Below are 21,371 nucleotides of genomic sequence, written 5' to 3'. Positions count from 1 at the left end.
GCTGCCGGACAGGATTGAATTTCGTCACGGTAGCCAGAAAAGCCCGGTTTTGCTGGGATATGAGAAGGCCGAATTGGCTGCTTGTGTATCACTCCTGAGCAGCAATGAGAAGATGCGGCGAGAGTGGGGCCGCGCGTCGGTCTCGGGTCACCCTCGCTGCAGTTCATCAACAGAGGCCTGCCGGGCCCGCAACGCCTCATAGAGCTGCCCTGGACCCAGCAGCACATCCCTCAGCCCGTCCTGCACCCGCTTTGAGCCAAGGGCCTGCTGGCTCATGGCCTGGTGAGCGTCCATGGCGTCAATCACGGCATCAACGATTGCTTTGGCGAGGTCAGGGGAGTTGGAGAACTGCTGCTTGGTGTTGTTCGCCGCCTGTTGCGTCAGGGTCTCGGACTGCAGCAGCTTCCCCTTGAGCACGTTGTTGACGTAGATGAGCTGGTCGTCGTCGGTCGTGCCCTGGAAGAGGTCGTTGACCTTGGCGATGATCTCCGCCAGCAACGCCTTTTCCTTCTCCTGGACGCTGCCTGAGCCTGCCTCGTAGATCGCCTGCAGCTTCTCTCCCATGCCCCCCAGGACCAGCGGCGTCTTGCCTAGGCTGGAGAGCTTGTGGTGGGTCAGGACGATCTTGGAGGTGTCCACGGTCTCGCGCTGACGGCCGAACTCCAGCAAAGGGATGAGGCGGCGGAAGAAGATCGATCGAGCCTCGATGTCGGTGTTGCCGTAGTCAAAAATCTGGGACAGGAAGGTGTAGAGCCGGACATAGGCCCCCATGTCGGCGCGGAACAGCAGGAGGGCGTTGAGTTCGTCCTGAGCGTCCTTGGCCGCCTTCTTGTCCTCCCGTGCCATTGCATCGGCCTGCCGCTTCTGGGCATCCCGGTAGCTTCGCAGCAGGCGGTCTGCCACCGGCATGATGGCAGCCACCAGCTCGCTCTGCTTGGCATTCGGATTGAGCTCGGCGGTCACCACCCGGTTGACCTCATGGTCGTCGTAGTAGCCCAAGGCGTCGAGCTTGGCCCTGAGGTTGAAGACCAGGTTCGGGTCGGTGACGTCCTCCAGCTCGGCGGTCTCGTGGTACGTCTTGAAGGCTGCAAGGATGTCTTCGCCGCTGTTGACGAAGTCGAGCACGAAGGTGGTGTCCTTGCCGGGGTGCGCGCGGTTCAGCCGCGACAGGGTCTGGACGGCCTGAATGCCTGCGAGGCGCTTGTCCACGTACATGCCGCAGAGCAGGGGCTGGTCGAACCCCGTCTGGAACTTATTGGCCACCAGCAGGATGTGGTAGTCGGGCAGCTTGAAGGCCTCGCGGATGTCTCGCCCCTTGAGGTCCGGGTTCAGCTCCTTGCTGGCCTCGGAGAAGGGCTCGTCACCGCTTTCAGGGTCAGTCACATCGCCTGAGAAGGCCACCAGCGTCCCGAGCTTGTAGCCTTGCTCGTTGATGTACTTCTGGATGGCGAGCTGCCAGCGGACGGCCTCTACACGGCTGCCGACCACCACCATCGCCTTGGCCCTGCCGTCGAGCAGCGGCTGGACGTTGGCGCGGTAGTGCTCAACGACGATCTGGACCTTTTGGGCAATGTTGTAGGGATGTAGTCGGACCCAGCGCATAAGCGTCTTGACGGCTTCGGAGCGTTCAACCTCGGTGTCGTCCAGCTCCACACCATCGTTGGCCAGCTTGAAGGCCAGGCCATAGGGCGTGTAGTTCTGCAGCACGTCGAGAATGAAGCCCTCTTCGATGGCCTGCCGCATGGAATAGACGTGGAAAGCCGTTGGCAGGTTCGTGGCGCTGGCGGGTTGGGTTGGGTGAGGTCGTCGCCCGAACAGCTCCAGGGTCTTGCCCTTTGGCGTTGCGGTGAAGGCGACGTAAGTCACCCCGGTCTCGGCAGCACGGGCGGCCATCTGGGCAGCCATGATGTCTTCGGTACTGACTTCGCCGCCATCCCCCAGGGTTGCGAGCTCCTCTGGGGAGAGCACGGCCTTGAGCTGGGCTGCGGTCGCGCCGGTCTGGCTGGAATGCGCCTCGTCCGCAATGACCGCGAACCGCTTGCCCTGGGTTGCGGTGAGCTCTTGGACCTCCTTCAGGGCGAAAGGGAAGGTCTGGATGGTGCAGACCACGATCTTCTTGCCGTCAGCCAGGGCCTGGGCCAGCTGCCCGCTCTTGGCGCCTGCATCGCTCTTGATGGTCGCTACCACCCCAGCATTTCGCTCGAAGCTGAAGATGGCCTCCTGGAGCTGGCTGTCGATGACGTTGCGGTCGGACACCACCAGCACGCTGTCGAACACCTTGCGGTCCTGGTCGTCATGCAGATCAGCGAGGAAGTGGGCAGACCAAGCGATGGAGTTAGTTTTGCCCGAGCCTGCCGAGTGCTGGATGAGGTACTTGCCCCCGGCGCCTTCGGCGAGGACGGCTGCCCGGAGCTTGCGGGTGGCATCGAGCTGGTGGTAACGCGGGAAGATGTAGCCGCTGAGGGCCTTCTTGGCATCGCGGACGCCAACGGTGTAGCGCCCAAGGATTTCAAGCCAGCTGTCGCGCTGCCACACCTCTTCCCAGAGGTAGGCCGTGGGGTGCCCGCTCGGGTTGGGCGGGTTACCCTTGCCCCCGGCATTGCCCTTGTTGAAGGGTAGGAAGGTGGTGAGCGGACCGATGAGCTTGGTCGCCATCATCACTTCGGCGTTGCTCGCCGCGAAGTGCACCAGCGCGCCACCGGGGAAGGCCAGCAGCGGCTCTGGAACCTGCCCCTTAGGGTTTGGGTTCCGGTCATGCCTGTACTGGTCCACGGCGTCCTGAACGGACTGGGTGAAGTCTGTCTTGAGCTCGACAGTGGCCATCGGCAGGCCATTGAGGAACAGCACAAGATCGATGCTGTTTTCGTTGGCCAGCGAGTAGCGAACCTGGCGCACCACGCGGAGGCGGTTTGCGGCATATCGGGCCAGGATGTCGCCGTTCATGCCCAGCGCGGGCTTGAACTGGGCAAGGCTCAGCGGCGCGCGGAGACCAATCATCTCGACACCATGCCGCAACACATCAAGCGTCCCCCGCTCATTAAGCTGCTTGCGCACCCGGTCCTGCAGCATCACCTCGGTCGCTGTGCCATGGTTCTTGGAAAGCGTTGCCCAGGCCTGCGGCTGGGTGGCCTGGACCCAGGCAACCAGATCGGCGGGGTAGAGGGCGCGGGCACGGTCGTAGCCAGCAGCATCGCCTTGGGCATGGAGCCAGCCATGGGCGGCGAGGTGGTCGCAGACCTCGGTCTCGAAGCTGATCTCTTTGTGCAGGCTCACGATGGCGCCCCCAGTTGTTCGGCCTCCCAGGCCTTGTAAGTCTGCCCGCTGCCGACCACGCGCCATTCCAGGGTGCCGTTGGCCGGTCTGCCATTGACCACCGCTGCAGCGCCGCTCGTGCTCTTGAAGGCATAGGACTTGCTAAAAACCGCGTGGTCGCCCTGCGGCACCAGCACGCCCATCCGCAGCAACTCGGCATGCAATTGGGCGTAGCCACTGTCCTCGCTGCCCTGCCCAGACCACTGGGCACGCGCCAGTGACCCGGCATCCACGATGAAGTCCCCCTCTACCAGGCGAGCCTTAGCCTCAAGGCCGTGGCGCCTGTTGACCAACTCGAATACTGGCGAAGCCGCCATGACTGGGGTCGTTGTCACGAGGTCCGGACGCGTGCTGGCCAGGAACATGTCGATGCGCAGCGCTGGCAACACCATGAACAGGTAGTCGAGGAATGTCTCCATGTTCGACTGTGCTGCCTCGGACAGCGTGGGACGCCCAGGAGCGGTGGCATTATCCAGCACCACGCGGCCAACCGATTTCGCGACCTCGATCAGACGGGCCTCAAGGTACTGGACATGGGCCTTGTGCAGGTTGTTCGCGGCGGAGGTGACCAGCACCACGGTGGTCCACCAGTCCTTGTTGATGTCGTGGTTCTTGATGCGGTGGCTGATGTCGTCACCTTCACCTAGATAGGCCACCGGCTGGCCATCGCGCTCACCCATCAGCAGGTAAACCCCGGTATGGCGGGCTTCCTTCCGGGCCAGTGCAGCGCTGATCTGGGTGCGAGGGGCCATGAGGATGTGGCCTGTCCAGTTGAACACCTCCGCCGTCAACATCCCATCCGGGCGGCCATCAATGAAGTAGAGCTCCAGGGAGCGACCTTCTGGTCTGCCGGTCATGCGGCTTCCTCCTGGTCGGTCGTGGCCCGCCGCACGTCGATCTTGCCAGTAACGGCAGCGGAGACGAGAGCGGCGCGGCGTTCGGTCAGCAGATCGATTGCTGCATAGGCTTGCTCGCGGAGGGTCGAGAGCTTGGCCAGTTCTCTTCCGAGGAGCTCAAGAAGGACCGATTGTTCGCCAGAAGGCGGCACAACAACCGGCAGTTCCATGACGTTGGTCGAGGAGATCGACGCCAAGTTGGTGCTCTGCTTGGAACGGCTCATGAAGTAGAACTGAGCGTAAGCGGAGCCGGTTATGGTGCTGAGCCACTCGGGTGAGACACCCACCGGCCTGACAGCGAACACGTGGTTTTGGTGGATACACGGGTCGATCTGGCCATCCCAGATGCAGCCCCGCCCCAACTTGTCGAAATCGCCCCCCTCGTTCATCAGTACATCTCCTTTGCGGAGCCTGTAGCGATCAAGGTCTGAGGCTGGTATCTCGATTAAGGCCACGTCCGCCAAGTCGAGGTAGCCATCTTGGACGTTGGCCACCCGTAGGTATGGAACCATCGTTGTCTCCCGCCCGGAGATGTCTTTGCCTTTCGCGGTTCCCGTCTGAACAGCAGCAAGGAACTTCAGGCGCGACACGTCCCAGTGCTCCGGCACCTCACCCAGCCACTCGACCCCAGACGGCTTCATCTTTGCATTCGGGTCGAAGCCCTTGGTCACTGTCCGGGAGATGAAGGCTTGGCGCTTCTCCTTGAGCAGTTCGATCAGTTGCCGCTGCTCCTCCACCAGTGCGTCGATCTTGCTCGTCTCGCGGTCGAGGAACGATGTGATCGACGTCTGCTCGGTGAGCGGTGGAAGCGCCAGCCTGAAGTCTCTGACGAAGTCATCAGGCACACGCTTTTGTCCCCCAGCGCCGTACATGAAGCCCTCCCCGAGCTTGCGGAACTCCGACGACTGGAAAACCCACTGCAGGTACTCGCTGCAGAGCCGATCACGCAATGGCCGGGCAACAATGAGTTCCGTCGTCCCAAAGCCTATGCCGCCGTGCAGCCCGCGCACCAGGGCGCCCTTGCCGTTCTCAAAGCAGGGCGTGATCTTTGCCACAACCACGTCTTCGTCGCGGAAGTAGCTGTAGCCCGACTGGACCTCGGACAGCGGGCGAGTGGCGTCGAGACGAGTAGAGCCGTCCTCGCCGATAGCCTCCATGGGAAGGAACGAAACCTCCCGGTCAGGCTCCAGGTCCTCGATCTCGGATTTGCTGGGGTTCAGGCGAACGACGTGGCGAAGCCTCGTTCGTGTCCAGTGGGCCGGTGCATCTGGCGTCAGCCGCTTCACTTGGCATGCCCTAGGCCAGCGACTTCTGCGATGACCCGAACGGCCTGCCAGAGGTCAGTTACGTGGAAGCAGATCAGGTCAGTGTCCTTAAAGGCGGTCTCGCCGAAAAGGTTATGGTTGGGCTTGCTCACGTCGAAAGTGAGGTGGTCGTAGTCGGTGCTGGAGAGGTCCTTGAGCACGCCGGCCCGAACGCTGTCCGCACGCACCCAGATGTTCTGGAACCTCACCCGGGCTGGCTCAAAACCAAGTGGTGCGCCGTTGCTGGCAACATATCGCTCAGCATGGGTGGCATGGCCAGAGGAGGAAACGGTAACGTGTGGATGACTTGCCAGCAATGACCTAATGGCTTCGCGGAGCTCTTCTGCACTCATGCCGACAACTCCTTAATCATGCCCAGGATGCGGTCCGTAACCTTCCTGAGGTCAATGTCGATCTCGTCAAGCGCTCGTGGCGGCTCGAACACATAGAAGTGCCTGTTGAACGGGATTTCGTAGCCCATCTTGGTCTTCTCGTGATCTATCCAGGCGTCAGGCGCATGGGGCAGTACCTCGCGGGCGAAGTAGGCTTCCACCTCCTCACCAATCGGCACGTTCTCGGTGTCCCTAAGCCCGCTGTCTGCCTGGGGCTTGCCCTTGGCCTTGCCGCGCTCACCCAGCACCACCTTGGCGTTCTCGTCTCGCAGGGGACGCTCCACGGTGATGGTGCGATAGCCAAAGGCCTCGTTGAGGAAAATGCGCGACAGGGGTGCCAGCTTGACCTTGCCGTCCCCGGGCGCTGCTGGAGGCTGTTCACCGGCCCGGACAACAACTCGGTCAACCTCCTTACCAGCCGCGTCCAGCACGGTGGCGACCTGGGCCTCCGCAAAGTCCCCGAAAAGCCTCGTCACTGTCTCGATGTCGGCCTGCCCCATCTCCTTGCGCTTGGAACCGAGGCTCTTGCGCATCTTCTGCCAGAAGCTGGAGGCGTCGATGAGCTGCACCTTGCCCTTGCGATGGGCTGGCTTGCGGTTGGTCAGGACCCAGACATAGGTGGAGATGCCGGTGTTGTAGAACATGTCGGTGGGGAGGGCGATGATAGCCTCTACCAGGTCGTTCTCCAGCACGTAGCGCCTGATCTCGCTCTCCCCGCTCCCTGCCCCGCCCGTGAACAGCGGCGAGCCATTGAGCACGATGCCGAAGCGGCTGCCGCCATCCTTGGCCGCGCGCATCTTGGAGATGAGGTGCATCAAAAACAACAGGGAGCCATCCGACACCCTGGGCAGCCCGGGGCCAAACCTGCCGTTATAGCCCTGCTGCTCCGCTTCGCGCCGAACTTCCTTCTCGACCTTCTTCCACTCCACCCCGAAGGGCGGGTTTGACAGCATGTAGTCGAACTTGCTGTCCGCATGCCTATCGTCGGACAGCGTGTTCCCGAAGGTTATGTTGGTCACGTCCTGCCCCTTGATCAGCATGTCCGCCTTGCAGATGGCGTAGCTTTCGGGGTTCAGCTCCTGCCCATGCATCACCAGCCGGGCCTGGTCGTTGTGCTCGATGAGGTACTCACCAGCAACCGACAGCATGCCGCCCGTGCCCGCTGTGGGGTCATAAATGGAGCGCACCACCCCTGGCTTGGTCAGGACATTGTCGTCCTCCACGAACAGCAGATTGACCATGAGGCTGATGACCTCACGCGGGGTGAAGTGCTCACCGGCCGTCTCGTTGCTGAGTTCGGCAAACTTGCGGATGAGCTCCTCGAAGATCAGCCCCATCTGGTGGTTGTCCACCTTGTCCGGATGCAGATCGACGCGGGCGAACTTCTCGGTCACCTGGTAGAGCAGCCCGGCCTTGGCCAGCCGGTCCACCTGAGCCGCAAACTCGAAGCGCTCGAAAATGTCCCGAACTTCCGGAGAGAAGGCCTGGACATAGGCGTAGAGGTTCGGGGCGATGTTGTCCTGGTCGCCGATCAACCGCTTCATGTCGAGCTTGGCGATGTTGTAGAAGGTCTGCCCGGCCCTGCGCAGCAGGAACGGCTCGACATTCACGCCCTTGCCATCCCGCGCCGCGAACTCGTCCAGCACGGCCTGCTTGGTCGGCTCCAGCACGCAATCGAGGCGCCGCAGCACGGTGAACGGCAGGATGATCTTGCCGTAGTCTGCCTGCTTAAAGTCCCCCCGCAGCAGGTCCGCAACCGACCAGATGAGCGATGATAGTGCCTGCTGGTTCACCCGCAGCGTCCCCCTTGAAGTCTTTCGGGGACTTGAGCCTATCGCGGCATGATCTGGCAAGCGCTAATGCTGGGGTGTTTTGGCAGAAAAATGAGAGGCTGGAAGATAAGGAGCGATCACAGGAGTTACCCTTTACCTCCACTCGTAGCATCTGGTTTCAGACAAGAAATGGCCGAGGAGGTTGCGAGACAGATCAATCAACTCCCTATCGCTTTCGCTTTGGGTTGATTTATGACCGTGCATTAAGTTGCATCTTACTTGATAGATTACCGATACGAGATCGGACCATCTGACATCTTGCCCAGCCACCCAATTCGTAGGTTTCCTACTGATTTTGGCGTTGTCGATGATTGCCGCATTGAAGGCCGCTCGGTTGTCGAACCGATAGGCAAAGTCTCGGCCTAGGCGCTGCACAACGTCCTGAGCCTTGAACACCGGCCACATCGGTTCAAATCTTCGGAGTTGAGTTGCGAAATGTGGGTCGCGCTGCTTTAATTCACGGAACGCTACGCTCAGCCGGTTGTCATTGCCGATGTCCCTAATCATCTCAGCGTCACGCTCCAGACCCGTTACGCAGGCAACCCAGATATTGAATGAGACCCAAAGATCGAAGAATGCATGGTGGTCGTGCCCACCTCGCTGCCAGCGAGTGAAATACTCGAAGCAGAGTTCCTGGGTTTTTGGGGCTTCTTCAAAAGCTCGGTAGTTGATCACGGCAATAGGCCTCCTCAGTCTTATCACGTTTATCCGTCTTCAAGTGATCGAACGATTAACAGTGCTTTTGAGATGCTCATGGCTTCGTAGGTATCACCCTGCGAACCTCTGAACTGCGAGCAACCCTACAAAACAAACAGACACCCCGGCTCAGGCAGAGGTGCTCGGCGGGAGCGCGTCGATGCGCTGAACCGCTGAAACCCCGATACCCAGCGACTTTGCAACCTTGACCACGCCCATCCCCTCGGCACGAAGTGCCCTGACCTTGGCCTCCATGTCAGCCGAAAGGGTTGGCCTCCCCAGCTTCTTGCCTTGAGCCTTGGCGCGCGAGAGACCAGCATGCACCCGCTCCTGGATCATCGCCCGCTCGAACTCCGCGAAGACAGCCATCATGCCGAACAGGGCACGACCAGAGGGCGTGGTGGTGTCGAGTGCCTGCTGGTGCAGGTAGAGATCGGCGCCATGGCCCTTAAGGTCCTCTAGGAAGCTCACTAGGTCCTGCATCGATCTGCCAAGGCGGTCCACTGACCAAGCTGCGACAAGGTCCACCTCACGCCTCGCTACGGCTTTGAGCAGGGCGTCATAGGCAGGGCGCTTCTCACGGCCTTTCGCACCTGAGACCCCAGCGTCCTCGAACACCCTCACCACGTCCCAGCCAGCCCGTTCCGCGACCACCTCAAGCTCGCGGCGCTGGTTCTCGGTCGTCTGCTCCTTGGTGGAGACGCGGAGGTAGATGGCGACCCGCTTGGTCATGATGAGGCTCCCGTGTTTAGCAGTGTACCGAATAAAAGTGATTTCGGTATAGGTCAAGCTACGCTGGAGAACCCCGCAATTCTGGACGTCAGAAGCCCGCCTTGTGGTAGGGTTTTCGGTATGGGGGCAAAGACATGCAAGATGACGACCGTGTCGACAACCTAAACAGGGAGCGACCCGATGGGTGGAAGGACGGCGGCCTCTTTCCGTTTATCGAGGAAGGCTGGGGCAACTCCCTTGCCACCTTCGCCAACAAGAACATCCTATGTCGCAGACTGACAGAGGTGGATACCCTATTCATGGATATCCAGTCTGACCTCAAAGTACTTCGGACAACGCAGCTTGTGCCCTCGCTACTCTTCATGCGCGCCTTCGGTGCCTTCCGTTCGACGGTAGCGGTCAGTTTGGCGATGCCTACCGATGCTTTTGCACTGATGAGGTCGAGCTTGGAGAGCGCAGGTTACGCCCTCTACATTTATGGCGATGAGACACTGGCGGAGGCATGGCTTCGGAGAGACGAAAGCAAAAAGACACGCCAGACGGTAAGAGACCGCGTCACGCAGGGTCTGGTAAAGGATGCAATCAAGGCGGTTGATGTGCAGCTACTGGGCACCTACAGCACGCTGTACGAGCGGGCCATAGACTTCGGAGCCCATCCGAACGAGAAGGCAGTTCTCACCAATCTTGCATCAGCCTCCATCCGCGATGCCTCCTCAATCCAGTACAAGCTACTTGGTGGAGATGGACCACTGCTTGATGGAGCCTTGCGAAGCTCAGTTCAGGCAGGCATTTGCGTTCTGCGCATCTTCCAATATGTGTTCCCGGAGCGATATGCGTCCATCGACATGACCAGCCGCATCCATCGAGTATCGCAGGGCTTCTAGCACCCGAAGTGAACGGTCCTGCAGACTTTGGCTTTCGTGCTCCTGACGCCCTAGGCTAGAGGGGGCCACGGGGGTAAATTCCTCGCAGCGTCCTCGATCTTGCCGCCTCGGATTTTTGCAGCAAAACCATCCCGACTGCCCAGCTGCGGGAGCGTGGCCGGTCATTCCTGACCGGGTTGTAGGCTTGGGTAATATATCCCGGCAACTAAACTGCGGCTGCTTGCTCGTCCAGAACATTGACCCAAAGATCGCGACGCTGAGCCTGCCGAACATCAAGGTCCAGCTTTAGCAGAGCCCGAGCCTCTCTAAGCTGGGTAGACCGGAAGTTCAGGTACTTCGCCACAAGCTGCTGGGTGACATCAAGCACTGCTGCCATTTCCATCTGCGTGAGGTGGGGATGATGGCAAGCCAGCCACGAGATCGCAGGCTGAGTATCCAGATCACCAGAAAGTCTGGTCTTCTTGAACGCTTTCAAGTCAGCAAGAGCCTCTGTGGATGCTGCCGAGGTCTCCAGGTCAATATCGGCCACCATCCCGTCCCAACGAGACGCTGCCCAGTCTTGAAGTTCCGGACCCACCACATCGAAGGGTACGGTACCCCGCTTTTCGATCCTCTTTCCCCATCCCTTCTGCAGCACCCAAGCTGCGAGGCGATGGCGATGATGGGACGCAGCCCCTTCGACCACCAACACCCCCATCTTGCGGAGGATGGTTCTTACCCGCCTTGGTCCCATCCCGCGAAGCTGGCCCAACTCGGTGATGGTGATCCAGTCTCCTTTGGAGACCTTGTGGAGTTCGCCCGTCTTGCGGTCGAATACTTCGTCAAAATATTCCATGTCGTTTCCTGCGGTGTTCGCATACGAAAAGACCCCCGGATTGCTCCGAGGGCCTGCGTTGGCGGTGGTGTTCAAGCTGGTTTCAGGCCCGCTTGCGGGTCAGCATCCGTTCGATTGCGTTGTTGGCGAGCTGGTCGGCGGCCTCGTTGTCTTGATGCCCGGAATGCCCCCTGACCCACTCCCAGACCACCTCGCGGTCACCCATGGCGGCGATCAGGGCTTCCCATAGCTCGCGGTTCTTCACCGGCTTGCCTGCGGAGGTGCGCCAGTTGTTGGCCACCCAGCCGTGTCGCCACTCGTTCATGCCGTTGATGACGTACTGGCTGTCCGACCGGACCAATGCAGGCACATCATTCGCGGGAAGCCAGCTCAGCGCCTTGATGGCAGCTGTCAGTTCCATCTCATTGTTGGTCGCGTGCCGCTTCGCCCCGGACAGGGTCTTGGTGTCGCGAACTGTGTCCCCGTCAAAGGAGGTGAGCACTGCGCCCCAACCTCCTGGTCCAGGATTGCTGCGGCAGGCCCCGTCAGTGGCCACCACGTAGCGGCGGGTGGGGGCGATGTTGGTGGGGGCGGGGGATATGTCGATAATGTCGGTCATGATGTTCCTGCGGATGTCGCAATGCAAAAAGGCCCCCGGTGGTGTGCCGGGAGCCCTTGCGGTGGATTGATGTTGGATGAAGCCTTCTGGCCCTTACTGTGAGGGGTATTCGACTGCCACTCCTACTGTGGGTGGCAATTGAGCCATTCAGTGGCTCCTATAGTGAGGGGTAATCGGCCAGGCTCTCCTAGGGTGAGAGGAGATCGATCACAGTCTCCTATAGTGGGTGGTGATCGACTAGGTTCTCCTAGGGTGGGTGGTATTGATGGCTTGGCTCAGCTCAGCATGTGCAACCCTGTCATTCCCATCCAGCCGCACCTAGCCAACAGCCACCTTGATGAGCCACGCCCGGCACGAGCATGCGTCGGACAATGGGCCCTTTAGGCTTGCTTTGCTCTTGGCTTCCGTTGCCGGATAGGTGGACGGGGTGGCAGTGCGCTTTTGAGAGCCTGAGGACGAACCGGTTCGAGGGTTGGCCTCCAGTCACTCGCCTTCACGTCGAAGCGCGGGAGCTTGTTGATCTCCGCGTCCAATACCTCGGGAGACCAGTCGCCATAGCCCTCCCGGGCATCTGTTTGGGACCGGCTGCCCATCATGTAGTCGCGGGCTTCCTTATCCATACGGTGGGTACGGCTCAGGGTCGTAAAAGAATGCCGCCAAGCATGGCTAGGTCTATTCCCTGGGGCAGCTATGCCTACTTCATCCCTGACCCATTCGGCTATCTTGTCGCCCGCGCTCTTTGCCCGGTGATCAGACAGGGACTTAAGGTCGGTTCCCTCGGGGTACGGCGTGTAGAAGGCTGACCCATCGCCGATGGCCCGAAACATGTCGAGCAAGCCCAACTCAATGAGATGCGAGTGGATGCCGGTGGTCCAGGCATTCTTGCCCTTGGTGCTGCCGTCGTCAGGCGTGATCAACAAGTAGGGAATGCCGTTCTCTTCACGCAGGTGCCTGCCTTGAAACTGCGTGACCTCGGTCACTCGAAGGCCTGTGTACGCGCAAATCCACGGCACCCAGAAGATGGCTCGTTGGTATGGGATGGCGAGGTCTTTCGAGGAACCACGGAACGTCGCCATCAGGATGGTCTGGGCTTGTTCAGCGCTGTAACCCTTTGAGCCAGACGGCGCAGGGGCATCGCGTTCGTCTCGTATGTTGGCCGCGACGTTCAGCGCGAGATCAAATTCCTTGACGCCGTGGTTCAGCGCGACCTTGAGGCTAGTGAGGTACTGATCGTTGATAGTCTTTTTAGCCAGGCCTCGCCCTATCAGCGCATCACGCCAGCGCCGTGCGTCGTCCTTTGTGATGCGTCTGACGTCCTCGTGCCCAATGAAAGCGATGAAGTCCTTCAGGCAGCCACGGTACTTGTCGAAGGTGTCGTCCTTCTTGGTTTGCGTCCGCTGCTTGTGAGCCAACAGACCGGTCAGGGTATTAGGGTCGTCGCTACTGCTCAGCGCGACCTTGGTTTTCGCTCCCAGAGGTTTCAAGACTTCAACTGGAGGGAACCGCTGCACTACGGTGTCAGGGCCGTAGTCGCCGTTCGCACGGCGCAGAAGAAGCGCGGCAGCTTCCTGCATAGCAATCGCTGTCTGCTCGATCAGCTTTCTGCGGCTATCATCATCAATCTGGAGGTGATGGTTGGCCAGTACAAGATCGACAAACGGGCCAAAGCGGTTCTCCATCCCATGCTCGCGACCGATGTAGAGGGTTTTCCCAGCCATCGTCCGAGCGTTTTCCTGGGTGACCTTCGACCAGATGGCAGCGTCGCCTGGGTCATCCTCTGCCCCCTTGAAAATCCCATAGGCCTCACCCGCCAACGCCACGACCTGCCGCTGGGTCAGCCGCGTCTGGCCGTCAATCAGACTTTGCCAGATGAGATCGAACTGGAACTGAACGTCTCCGCTTCTGATCTTCGCCTTCGAGACCTCTTTTGTGTCGAGCGAGACGGTGAGGTGCGAGCCGATCTTTGGGCGAGAGGTTCTGCCCTCGATCGTCACTGAAACGACTTTTCCCTTCGCCCGGACGCCGAGCGAACTCGGGACACGCTGGCGGTACCAGTAGACGCCGGTCTTGGGGTGCTTGTAGGGACGAGGCATAGAAAGGACCATGAGGACCACCTGTGTGTATCACTGGCGGCTTCTGAAACCCTAGCAAAACCAGATACTTCTGGCAAATCAACGGGATGGGCTGGTGCTGCCGGACAGGATTGAACTGTCGGCCTCCCCCTTACCAAGGGGGTGCTCTACCACTGAGCTACGGCAGCATCTTTTTTGCCGCGGAGCATTGCCCGGCGCGACGGGGGCTCCTTTGCCATAGGCCAAACCTCGACGCAAGGCTAAAAAGCGCCTATCAACCGCCAGACGCAAAACACGATTCCCCAAGCAGCTTTCTGACAGGCCGATGAGCAAAACCGAACAGGCCGCTTCGCGTGAGCAAAGATTGGCCGCAAAGCTCCGCGAGAACCTCAAGCGCCGCAAGGGGCAGGCCAAGGCGCGCGCCGATTCGGAGCGACAATCACCTGAGCCGCAACCCGGTCCCGAAGCCGATACGGTCAATAAACCGTAAACCAGTTTCGGGTGAATATGACGTGACGACGGAAAGGCCTCCCGGCCTCTCCGGAGAATTTTCGGAACGGCGAGTCTGGCTTACGTGGCAACTAGGACTTGGCCTACCTCCATCCCCAGGTAGATGGGCATTATGCCCGCCATATAGGACAAGACTATGGACCGTATCCGTTTGATCGGTGGCAACGAGCTCAATGGTGAGATCACCATTTCCGGCGCCAAGAATGCCGCCCTGCCGCTGATGATCGCCTCGCTACTCACCGACGAGCCCCTGGTGCTGCAGAATGTGCCGCGCCTCGCCGACGTCAAGCAGCTCGAGCGTATCCTCGAAAACCATGGCGTCGATATTGCCGTGCATGGCCGCCGCCGTGGGGAGGACGAGGGCGTCGGCCAGCGCATGACCTTCCATGCCGCCGATATCGTCGACACCACGGCCCCATATGAGTTGGTCTCCAAGATGCGCGCCAGCTTCTGGGTCATCGGGCCTCTCTTGGCCCGCTGCCACGAAGCCCGCGTCTCGCTGCCCGGCGGTTGCGCCATCGGCACGCGGCCGGTTGATCTCTTCCTCTATGGCCTCAAGGAACTGGGCGCCGAAATCGATATCGACGACGGCTATGTCGTCGCCAAGGCGCCCAAGGGTGGCCTCGTCGGCGCGCATATCAAGTTCCCGAAAGTGTCAGTTGGCGCCACGCATACGCTGCTGATGGCGGCCAGCCTGGCGCGCGGCACTACGGTGCTGGAAAATGCGGCCCAGGAACCCGAAATCACCAATGTCGCCGAATGCCTCGTTGCCATGGGCGCCAAGATCACTGGCATCGGCACACGCACCCTCACCATCGAGGGTGTTGAGCGTCTGCATGGCGCGACGGTGGACGTGATTCCCGATCGCATCGAGACCGGCACCTTTGCCATGGCGGCAGCGATGACCGGCGGCAATGTGCTGCTCAAGGGCGCGCGGCCCGAGCATCTGCAGGCGGCGCTGGATATTCTGGGGCGCACCGGCGTCAACCTGACAGTGGAATCCAATGGCTTGCGCGTGCAGCGCAATGGCAATGGCATTCAGGCCGTCGATGCCGAGACTGATCCCTTCCCCGGCTTCCCGACCGATCTCCAGGCCCAGTTCATGGCGCTTATGACCATGTCCTCGGGCACCAGCCATATTCGCGAAACCATCTTCGAGAACCGCTACATGCATGTGGCCGAACTCGCCCGCTTCGGCGCCGATATTTCGGTAGATGGGCAATTGGCGACCATTCGCGGCAAGACCCAGCTCAAGGGTGCGCAAGTGATGGCGACGGACCTGCGTGCCTCGGTATCGCTGGTCATCGCCGGTCTTGCGGCCAAGGGCGAGACGGTGGTTAACCGGATCTATCATCTGGATCGCGGGTTCGAGCGGCTGGAAGAGAAGCTGGGTCGGTGCGGAGCAGAGATCGAACGGCTGGCTGGCTAGCGAGCGGCGGAACGCAAAATCGCGCCTATGGCGCGATTTTAGCTCGCTAGGCCATGAGGCCTATAGCCGAATGGCGGGCTGGTGCCGCACACACTGAGCCCTTTCCTACCCCGCTCGCGGGGGAGGGGGACCGCCACTAGGCGGTGGAGGGGGTGAGCCGCTTGCGCAATAGCGTGAATGACCACCACCTGACCATCCGTGCCGGTGCTCCCCTCTCCACCACGCTTCGCATGGTCCCCCTCTCCCGCAAGGGAGAGGACGCCAACCCCGCATTCATGCGTCTTTTGCACGGCCCTCACATTGCTCCATCGCCTGCAAACTTGTAGATCGAATGTGACGTGACCAGATCAGGGCTTTCACGTCCACTTCAGGGGCCGACCACATCATGACCGACCTCAAGCTGATTGCGCTTGATACCGAAGATCTCGAAGTCCTGTCCACCCATGTGCAGGACGCCGTAGTCCGCGTGGCCGACATGGGCTATGCCCGCGGCGACCGGCGCTTTGCCCTGCTGATGAACCGCTTCGATTGGGAATCGGGGCTGGGGCGGCGCGACAAGGGGTTGCGCAAGCGCGCGGCGCTGCATTTTGATGGCGTGCAGTCAGTGGTCTCCAATGGCTTCGATCCGGCAGCACCCGAGGGCGTGCTCAATCTTCTCGCCATCAGCTTCATCTCCATCGACGGCCCGGCGGGCATCGTCGAACTCAGCTTTGCCGGCGGCGGCACCGTGCGCCTTGGCGTCGAATGCCTCGAGGCGCGCCTCTCCGATCTCGGCGCCGCCTGGGCGGCTGCGGCCAAGCCGGCCCATTCTCTCGACTGAGGACTTCGCATGACCCTTCGCCTCGATAGCGCCGATACCGACTTCGAACCGCTGTTCCAGCAGCTGCTCGATGGCAAGCGCGAGTCCAGCCAGGATGTCAGCGATATTGTCGCCGGCATCATTGCGGATGTGCGCCAGCGCGGCGACACGGCGGTGCTGGAGCTGACCAACAGGTTCGATCGCACCCATTTTGCCAGTGCCGCAGAGCTGCGAATTTCGGAAGCCGAGATCGACGCCGCTGCCGCCCGGGTGACGCCCGACGTGCGGGCGGCGCTGCAGACGGCGCATGATCGCATCAAGAGCCATCACGAAAAGCAGAGGCCGGAAAACCACATCTATACCGATGCCCTTGGCGTGACCCTGGGCACGGTGTGGACGGCGGTCGATGCCGTCGGCATCTATGTGCCGGGCGGGCTGGCCAATTACCCGTCGTCGGTCCTGATGAATGCCGTGCCGGCCAAGGTGGCGGGTGTGGCGCGCATCGCCATGGTGGTGCCGACACCCGATGGCCAGATTGCGGCGCCCATCTTGCTGGCGGCGAAAATTGCCGGCGTCACCGAAATCTACCGCATCGGCGGTGCCCAGGCGGTTGCGGCGCTGGCCTATGGCACTGAAACCATTGCGCCGGTCGACAAGGTGGTCGGCCCCGGCAATGCCTTTGTCGCGGCCGCCAAGCGGCAGGTGTTCGGCAAGGTCGGCATCGACATGATCGCCGGCCCGTCGGAAGTTCTGGTCATTGCCGACGGTTCGGCCAATCCGGCCTGGGTCGCGGCCGACCTGATCGCCCAGGCGGAACACGGGGCAGGGGCACGCTCGATTCTCGTCACCACCGAGAAGGGCCTGGCTGACGCGGTGGCCGCCGAAGTCACCCGCCAGATCGAGACGCTGCCCAATCCGGCTCATGCCCGCGAAGGCTGGGAAGAGCATAGCGCCGTCATCACCGTGGCTTCGCTCTCCGAAGCGGTGGTCCTCGCTAATCGCATCGCCTCCGAACATGTCGAGCTGGCGCTGGATGATCCGCAGTCTATCCTCGGCGCGATCCGCCATGCGGGCGCGATCTTTTTGGGCCACCACACGCCCGAAGCCATTGGCGATTATGTCGGCGGCTCCAACCATGTCCTGCCCACGGCGGGCACGGCGCGCTTTGCCTCGGGGCTTGGCGTACTCGACTTCGTCAAGCGCACCTCGATCCTCGGCTGTGATCCGACCTCGCTGGCGGCGCTCAGCACGGCGGCGGTAACGCTGGCGGAAGTGGAAGGTCTCGACGGCCATGGCCGCTCGGTTTCGATAAGGCTCAACCATTGAGCATCACGATGGACAGCCAGGCCAAGCCCAAGGACACGGACCGCCTAGTCACCGTCACGCTCGACCCCAATACCATCACCTCGATCAATCCCGACGAGGTGCATGAATGGCGCATCGCCATCTATGACCTGCTAGAAGACAATCGCTTCCGCCCGGCCCGGGTGACCGCCAAGGGCCCATTCGCGCTGCATATGTCGATCGTCGGCAATTTCATCGTGCTCGACGTGCGCCATCCGGAAACCTTCCAGCCGATTGCGGCGCATTACCTCTCGCTGACCCCGTTCCGTCGGCTGATCCGCGATTATTTCCGCATCCGCGACGCCTATTACGAAGCCATCCGCTCGGCCCAGCCATTCCAGATCGAAACCGTCGACATGGCGCGGCGCGGCATGCACAACGAGGCCGCCGAGCTGCTGCGCACCCGGCTCGACAACAAGATCATCATCGATCTCAACACCGCCCGGCGGCTGTTTACCCTGATCTGCGCCGTGCAGCCCTATGCCAGCCGCATCGACGAGGCGACCAGCCAATTGCCGAGCGTGCTCTTCGTCTGCTCGATGAATTCGGTGCGCTCGCCGATCGCCGCGGCGCTGGCGCGCCAGGCCTTTCCCGGCCGGGTGATCGCCCGGTCGGTGGGCGTCAATGGTGGCAAGGCCGACCAGTTCGTGCATGAGGTGATGGAAGAGATCGGCATTGATATGAGCGTCCACACCCCCCATATCCTCGATGAGCTGGTGGCCAACCGCTTCGATCTCGTCATCACTCTGTCCGACGACGCGCTAGAGGCCGTGGGTCGCAAGGGCCTCGAGGCCGGCGCGGTGGAATCCTGGCATGTCGTCGACCCGTCCCTCGTGGAAGGCAATCGCGAGCTGGTCTTGGGCGCCTATCGCGATCTGCGCGATAGCTTGCGCAAGCGCGTCAGAGACCGTTTGGAACCATTGGTTTCCGGTGGTTCACAAAACCTTTGAATTGAAGTAGGTAGAGGCCACTTTCCGACCCGTGGCCGGCAAGCTATGCCCCTATGGGTGTTATCAGGAGACAGAATGGCGAAGGAAGAAGTGCTCGAATTTCCGGGCGTGGTGGTTGAATTGCTCCCCAATGCGACGTTCCGCGTCAAGTTGGAAAACGAACATGAGATCATTGCACACACCGCAGGCCGCATGCGCAAGAACCGTATCCGCGTGCTCGCTGGCGACAAGGTCCTGTGCGAAATGACGCCCTATGACCTGACCAAGGGTCGCATTACTTATCGCTTCAAATAGGGCTTGAGTCATGGCCAGTCGTCCGGATCTGATCCTGGCCTCCGCCTCGCCGCGCCGGCTGGCGCTGCTCAACCAGATCGGCATCGAGCCCGAGCATCTGGTGCCGGCCCATGTCGACGAGACGCCCGAAAAGGGTGAATTGCCGCGCAAGCTGGCCGCCCGCCTCGCCGATCTCAAGGCCCTGACTGCCCAGCACAAGGCCCGCTCGGCCGGCTTTGGCCAGGGCGCATTGGTGCTGGCTGCCGATACGGTAGTGGCGGTGGGGCGCCGCGTCTTGCCCAAGGCCGAAACCATGGAAGAGGCGACGGAATGCCTCCGCCTGCTCTCGGGCCGGGCGCATCGCGTCTATACCGCGCTGACCGTGTTGACGCCCTCCGGCGCCAAGCGCCAGCGCCTGGTGGAAACCCGCGTCCGCTTCAAGCGCCTCTCGACCCGTGAAATGGAAGCCTATCTGGCCAGCGCCGAATGGCGCGACAAGGCCGGTGGCTATGCCATCCAGGGCATTGCCGGCGCCTTTGTGGTCAAGCTCTCCGGCTCCTATACCGGCGTCGTCGGCCTGCCGCTGATGGAAACCGCCCAGCTGCTGGCCGGCGAAGGCTATCCGGTGCATTTCAACTGGCTCAACCAGTCCACGCTGTCGGGCGTTTGATGACCGCCGAGCGCAAATGTCCGATCTGCGGCAAGGCCATGGTAGAGGCCTTCAAGCCCTTCTGCTCGAAGCGCTGCGCCGATGTCGACCTCAACCGCTGGCTCACCGGCAGCTATGTCATCCCCGCCCGCGACGACGAGCCGATGAGCGAAGACGGCAATGCCGTGCCGGACTACAACGAAGACGACAATATCTGACGTCGGCGTTGGCGGTTGCAGCTTGGGGCGGGACGCCCTATCTGATGGTCATGCCAGTCAAACGCAAGATCGTTGAAGTCCCCACGCTGATCGCGGAATGGACCTTGCCGGCTGCGGCGACGCTGGGCTCATCGGTGCGGGCCAAGGGCATTCTGCTCGAATTGCGCGCCAAGCTGCCGGCGACCGCCAAGAAATCGCTCGATATCATTGGCGCCGTGCTCGCCCTGCGCATGCTGGAGGGTGAACATGCCGCCTTCCTGTCGGCATCGGCCACGATTTCCAAGACGCTCGACGGCATCGAAAGCCTGCCGGTGATCCCGCGGGAAATTCAGGATATCCTGACCATCACCACCACCGAGCGGCATCGCTGGCTCAAGGATGGCCGACTGCCCAGCGCCGGCACGCGCACGGTCAAGCTGCGCGGTCGCGCCAGGAAGATTACCTTCCATGTCTTTGATCCGCGTCGCGTCGAGGAAATCCTCAACCAGGATCTGGTGACGATCTGGCGCGAGAATGATGCCGAGACAGCCGCCGAAAACCGCCGCCGCGCCGCTTGGAAAGCCAAGCTGGCACGCTCGGAAAAGAAGGCCGCACAATCGGCGCCAATTGTCGATGCCACGCCCGAAGACGCCGCGCGGCATAAGCTCAAGGGCTGGGAAGAGTTCGAGCGCGACGGCCTGTTGCGCTAGCTTTGGAACCGGAGTGCCGATTGAACGTTGCAGGTCACCAACACCTGGAGAGCGTCATGGGCATTATCTGGACCATCATCATCGGTTTCGTCGCCGGCGTCATTGCCAAGTTCATTATGCCGGGCAGCAATGAGCCGTCCGGCTTCATCCTGACCACCATTCTCGGCATCGTCGGCGCCTTCGTCGCGTCCTATCTCGGACAGGCCCTCGGCTGGTACGCGCCCGGCGAAGGCGCTGGCCTGATCGGCGCCGTGGTCGGCTCGATCATCGTGCTTTTCGTCTGGGGCCTGATCGCCCGCCGCCGCTAATCAAATCCGGCAAACACCATTAAGCCGTCGACCGCAGCCCGGTCGGCGGCTTTTCCGCGCCCTACTGCCGCAGGATTTTCGCCATCGGCTTGCCCTTGGCCAACTCATCCACCAGCTTGTCGAGATAGCGGATTTCCCGCATCAGCGGGTCTTCGATCTCTTCCACCCGAACGCCGCAGATCACGCCAGTGATCAGCGATCGCGCCGGGTTCATCGCCGGCGCCTTGGCGAAGAAATCCTCGAAGGATGTCTTGTCAGTCAGTTCGGCATCGAGGCTTGCCTGGCTATGTCCGGTCAGCCAGCGGAAGACCTCGTCAACCTCTGCCTTGCTGCGCCCCTTCTTTTCGACCTTGGTCAGGTAGAGCGGGTAAACGCTGGCGACGCTCATGCCATAGATGCGGTGTTTCTTGGCGTCCATGTGACCACCTCCTCAGTCGGTCTCGTCACAAGGATAGCCGCGGCACGCCATTTGGTCGATGCCCGACCAGCGGCCACACGGCGCACAAACAAAAACGGCTGCCCGAAGGCAGCCGTTTCGCAAGATCGATAAATCGAATCTTAGAAGTGGTAGTAGACGCCGACGGTTGCCTTGGCGGACTCGAAGAACGAGTCAGCAGCGCCGTCAAAGTCGCCCTGGCCAACAACTTCA

General features: G+C 61.3%; 22 protein-coding genes and 1 tRNA gene. 11 read left to right on the top strand and 12 right to left on the bottom strand.

Translation table 11 applies throughout. The features are described 5' to 3' along the window. Positions 1–147: 147 nt before the first annotated feature. The 7 genes from BM045_RS16570 to BM045_RS16540 all read right to left on the bottom strand — a co-directional run bounded on the left by BM045_RS16570 (position 148) and on the right by BM045_RS16540 (position 9,164). On the bottom strand, positions 148–3,273 hold the full coding sequence (locus tag BM045_RS16570) for a type I restriction endonuclease subunit R (protein ID WP_092185243.1): 3,126 nt from the start codon (positions 3,271–3,273) through the stop codon (positions 148–150). Next, on the bottom strand, positions 3,270–4,169 hold the full coding sequence (locus BM045_RS16565) for a GIY-YIG nuclease family protein (RefSeq protein WP_092185242.1): 900 nt from the start codon (positions 4,167–4,169) through the stop codon (positions 3,270–3,272). Before BM045_RS16565 ends, BM045_RS16570 begins: the two co-directional genes overlap by 4 nt. After that, the gene (locus BM045_RS16560) at positions 4,166–5,494 is read right to left on the bottom strand and encodes a restriction endonuclease subunit S (RefSeq protein WP_092185241.1); all 1,329 of its coding nucleotides are present in this window, start codon (positions 5,492–5,494) and stop codon (positions 4,166–4,168) included. Before BM045_RS16560 ends, BM045_RS16565 begins: the two co-directional genes overlap by 4 nt. Next, positions 5,491–5,865 carry a hypothetical protein gene (locus tag BM045_RS18775; RefSeq protein WP_139198824.1) on the bottom strand — a complete coding sequence of 125 codons (375 nt, stop codon included), beginning with the start codon at positions 5,863–5,865 and terminating at the stop codon, positions 5,491–5,493. The genes BM045_RS16560 and BM045_RS18775 overlap by 4 nt, the downstream gene beginning before the upstream one ends. Then, a complete protein-coding gene (locus BM045_RS16550) occupies positions 5,862–7,697 on the bottom strand; it encodes a type I restriction-modification system subunit M (RefSeq protein ID WP_092185239.1) in 1,836 nt (611 codons plus the stop codon). Before BM045_RS16550 ends, BM045_RS18775 begins: the two co-directional genes overlap by 4 nt. Positions 7,698–7,829: 132 nt before the next feature. Continuing rightward, positions 7,830–8,411 carry a hypothetical protein gene (locus tag BM045_RS16545; RefSeq protein WP_092185238.1) on the bottom strand — a complete coding sequence of 194 codons (582 nt, stop codon included), beginning with the start codon at positions 8,409–8,411 and terminating at the stop codon, positions 7,830–7,832. Between the two features lie 150 nt (positions 8,412–8,561). Further along, positions 8,562–9,164, bottom strand: coding sequence for a recombinase family protein (locus BM045_RS16540; protein ID WP_092185535.1), 603 nt, complete (start codon positions 9,162–9,164; stop codon positions 8,562–8,564). A 134-nt stretch (positions 9,165–9,298) separates the two neighbouring features. Here BM045_RS16540 and BM045_RS16535 point away from each other — a divergent pair, with 134 nt between their 5' ends. Beyond that, positions 9,299–10,048 carry a hypothetical protein gene (locus tag BM045_RS16535; protein ID WP_092185237.1) on the top strand — a complete coding sequence of 250 codons (750 nt, stop codon included), beginning with the start codon at positions 9,299–9,301 and terminating at the stop codon, positions 10,046–10,048. Between the two features lie 205 nt (positions 10,049–10,253). On the opposite strand, the gene BM045_RS16530 is transcribed toward BM045_RS16535, so the two are convergent. From BM045_RS16530 to BM045_RS16515, 4 genes are all read right to left on the bottom strand, one after another. Then, positions 10,254–10,883: a hypothetical protein gene (locus BM045_RS16530; protein ID WP_092185235.1), complete on the bottom strand. Its 630-nt coding sequence runs from the start codon at positions 10,881–10,883 to the stop codon at positions 10,254–10,256. An 82-nt stretch (positions 10,884–10,965) separates the two neighbouring features. Continuing rightward, entirely contained in the window at positions 10,966–11,481 is a 516-nt protein-coding gene (gene rnhA, locus BM045_RS16525) for a ribonuclease HI (protein WP_170848554.1), read from the bottom strand. A gap of 380 nt (positions 11,482–11,861) precedes the next feature. Further along, the gene (locus tag BM045_RS16520; RefSeq protein ID WP_210185036.1) at positions 11,862–13,586 is read right to left on the bottom strand and encodes a site-specific integrase; all 1,725 of its coding nucleotides are present in this window, start codon (positions 13,584–13,586) and stop codon (positions 11,862–11,864) included. 80 nt (positions 13,587–13,666) lie between these two features. Next, positions 13,667–13,741 (bottom strand) — tRNA-Thr (locus BM045_RS16515). Positions 13,742–13,878: 137 nt separating this feature from the next. Between BM045_RS16515 and BM045_RS18985 the strand changes: the two genes are divergently transcribed. The 10 genes from BM045_RS18985 (at position 13,879) to BM045_RS16470 (ending at position 20,722) form a co-directional block, all read left to right on the top strand. Continuing rightward, positions 13,879–14,043, top strand: a complete 165-nt coding sequence (locus tag BM045_RS18985) for a hypothetical protein (protein ID WP_170848553.1) — start codon at positions 13,879–13,881, stop codon at positions 14,041–14,043. A gap of 156 nt (positions 14,044–14,199) precedes the next feature. Then, positions 14,200–15,492 (top strand): UDP-N-acetylglucosamine 1-carboxyvinyltransferase, encoded by a 1,293-nt coding sequence (gene murA, locus BM045_RS16510; RefSeq protein WP_092185234.1) that lies wholly within the window; start codon positions 14,200–14,202, stop codon positions 15,490–15,492. A gap of 385 nt (positions 15,493–15,877) precedes the next feature. Next, positions 15,878–16,312, top strand: coding sequence for a DUF2948 family protein (locus tag BM045_RS16505; protein ID WP_092185233.1), 435 nt, complete (start codon positions 15,878–15,880; stop codon positions 16,310–16,312). Positions 16,313–16,321: 9 nt separating this feature from the next. Beyond that, positions 16,322–17,617: a histidinol dehydrogenase gene (gene hisD, locus BM045_RS16500; protein WP_092185232.1), complete on the top strand. Its 1,296-nt coding sequence runs from the start codon at positions 16,322–16,324 to the stop codon at positions 17,615–17,617. Then, a complete protein-coding gene (locus BM045_RS19370) occupies positions 17,614–18,585 on the top strand; it encodes a UPF0262 family protein (protein WP_092185231.1) in 972 nt (323 codons plus the stop codon). The genes hisD and BM045_RS19370 overlap by 4 nt, the downstream gene beginning before the upstream one ends. 75 nt (positions 18,586–18,660) lie before the next feature. Further along, positions 18,661–18,879: a translation initiation factor IF-1 gene (gene infA, locus BM045_RS16490; RefSeq protein ID WP_046138947.1), complete on the top strand. Its 219-nt coding sequence runs from the start codon at positions 18,661–18,663 to the stop codon at positions 18,877–18,879. 10 nt (positions 18,880–18,889) lie between these two features. Then, positions 18,890–19,528: a Maf-like protein gene (locus BM045_RS16485; protein WP_092185230.1), complete on the top strand. Its 639-nt coding sequence runs from the start codon at positions 18,890–18,892 to the stop codon at positions 19,526–19,528. Next, positions 19,528–19,725, top strand: a complete 198-nt coding sequence (yacG, locus tag BM045_RS16480; protein WP_092185531.1) for a DNA gyrase inhibitor YacG — start codon at positions 19,528–19,530, stop codon at positions 19,723–19,725. Before BM045_RS16485 ends, yacG begins: the two co-directional genes overlap by 1 nt. Positions 19,726–19,775: 50 nt before the next feature. Then, entirely contained in the window at positions 19,776–20,414 is a 639-nt protein-coding gene (locus BM045_RS16475; RefSeq protein WP_092185529.1) for a hypothetical protein, read from the top strand. 56 nt (positions 20,415–20,470) lie between these two features. Beyond that, positions 20,471–20,722, top strand: coding sequence for a GlsB/YeaQ/YmgE family stress response membrane protein (locus BM045_RS16470; RefSeq protein WP_092185229.1), 252 nt, complete (start codon positions 20,471–20,473; stop codon positions 20,720–20,722). 61 nt (positions 20,723–20,783) lie between these two features. Here the strand turns inward: BM045_RS16470 and BM045_RS16465 are convergent, their stop codons facing one another. After that, positions 20,784–21,140 carry a DUF2200 domain-containing protein gene (locus tag BM045_RS16465; RefSeq protein WP_092185228.1) on the bottom strand — a complete coding sequence of 119 codons (357 nt, stop codon included), beginning with the start codon at positions 21,138–21,140 and terminating at the stop codon, positions 20,784–20,786. Between the last annotated feature and the right edge of the window lie 231 nt (positions 21,141–21,371).

Source organism: Devosia sp. YR412 (assembly GCF_900110945.1).
Classification (GTDB): Bacteria; Pseudomonadota; Alphaproteobacteria; order Rhizobiales; family Devosiaceae; genus Devosia.
This window is presented reverse-complemented; position numbering and strand designations above follow the sequence as displayed.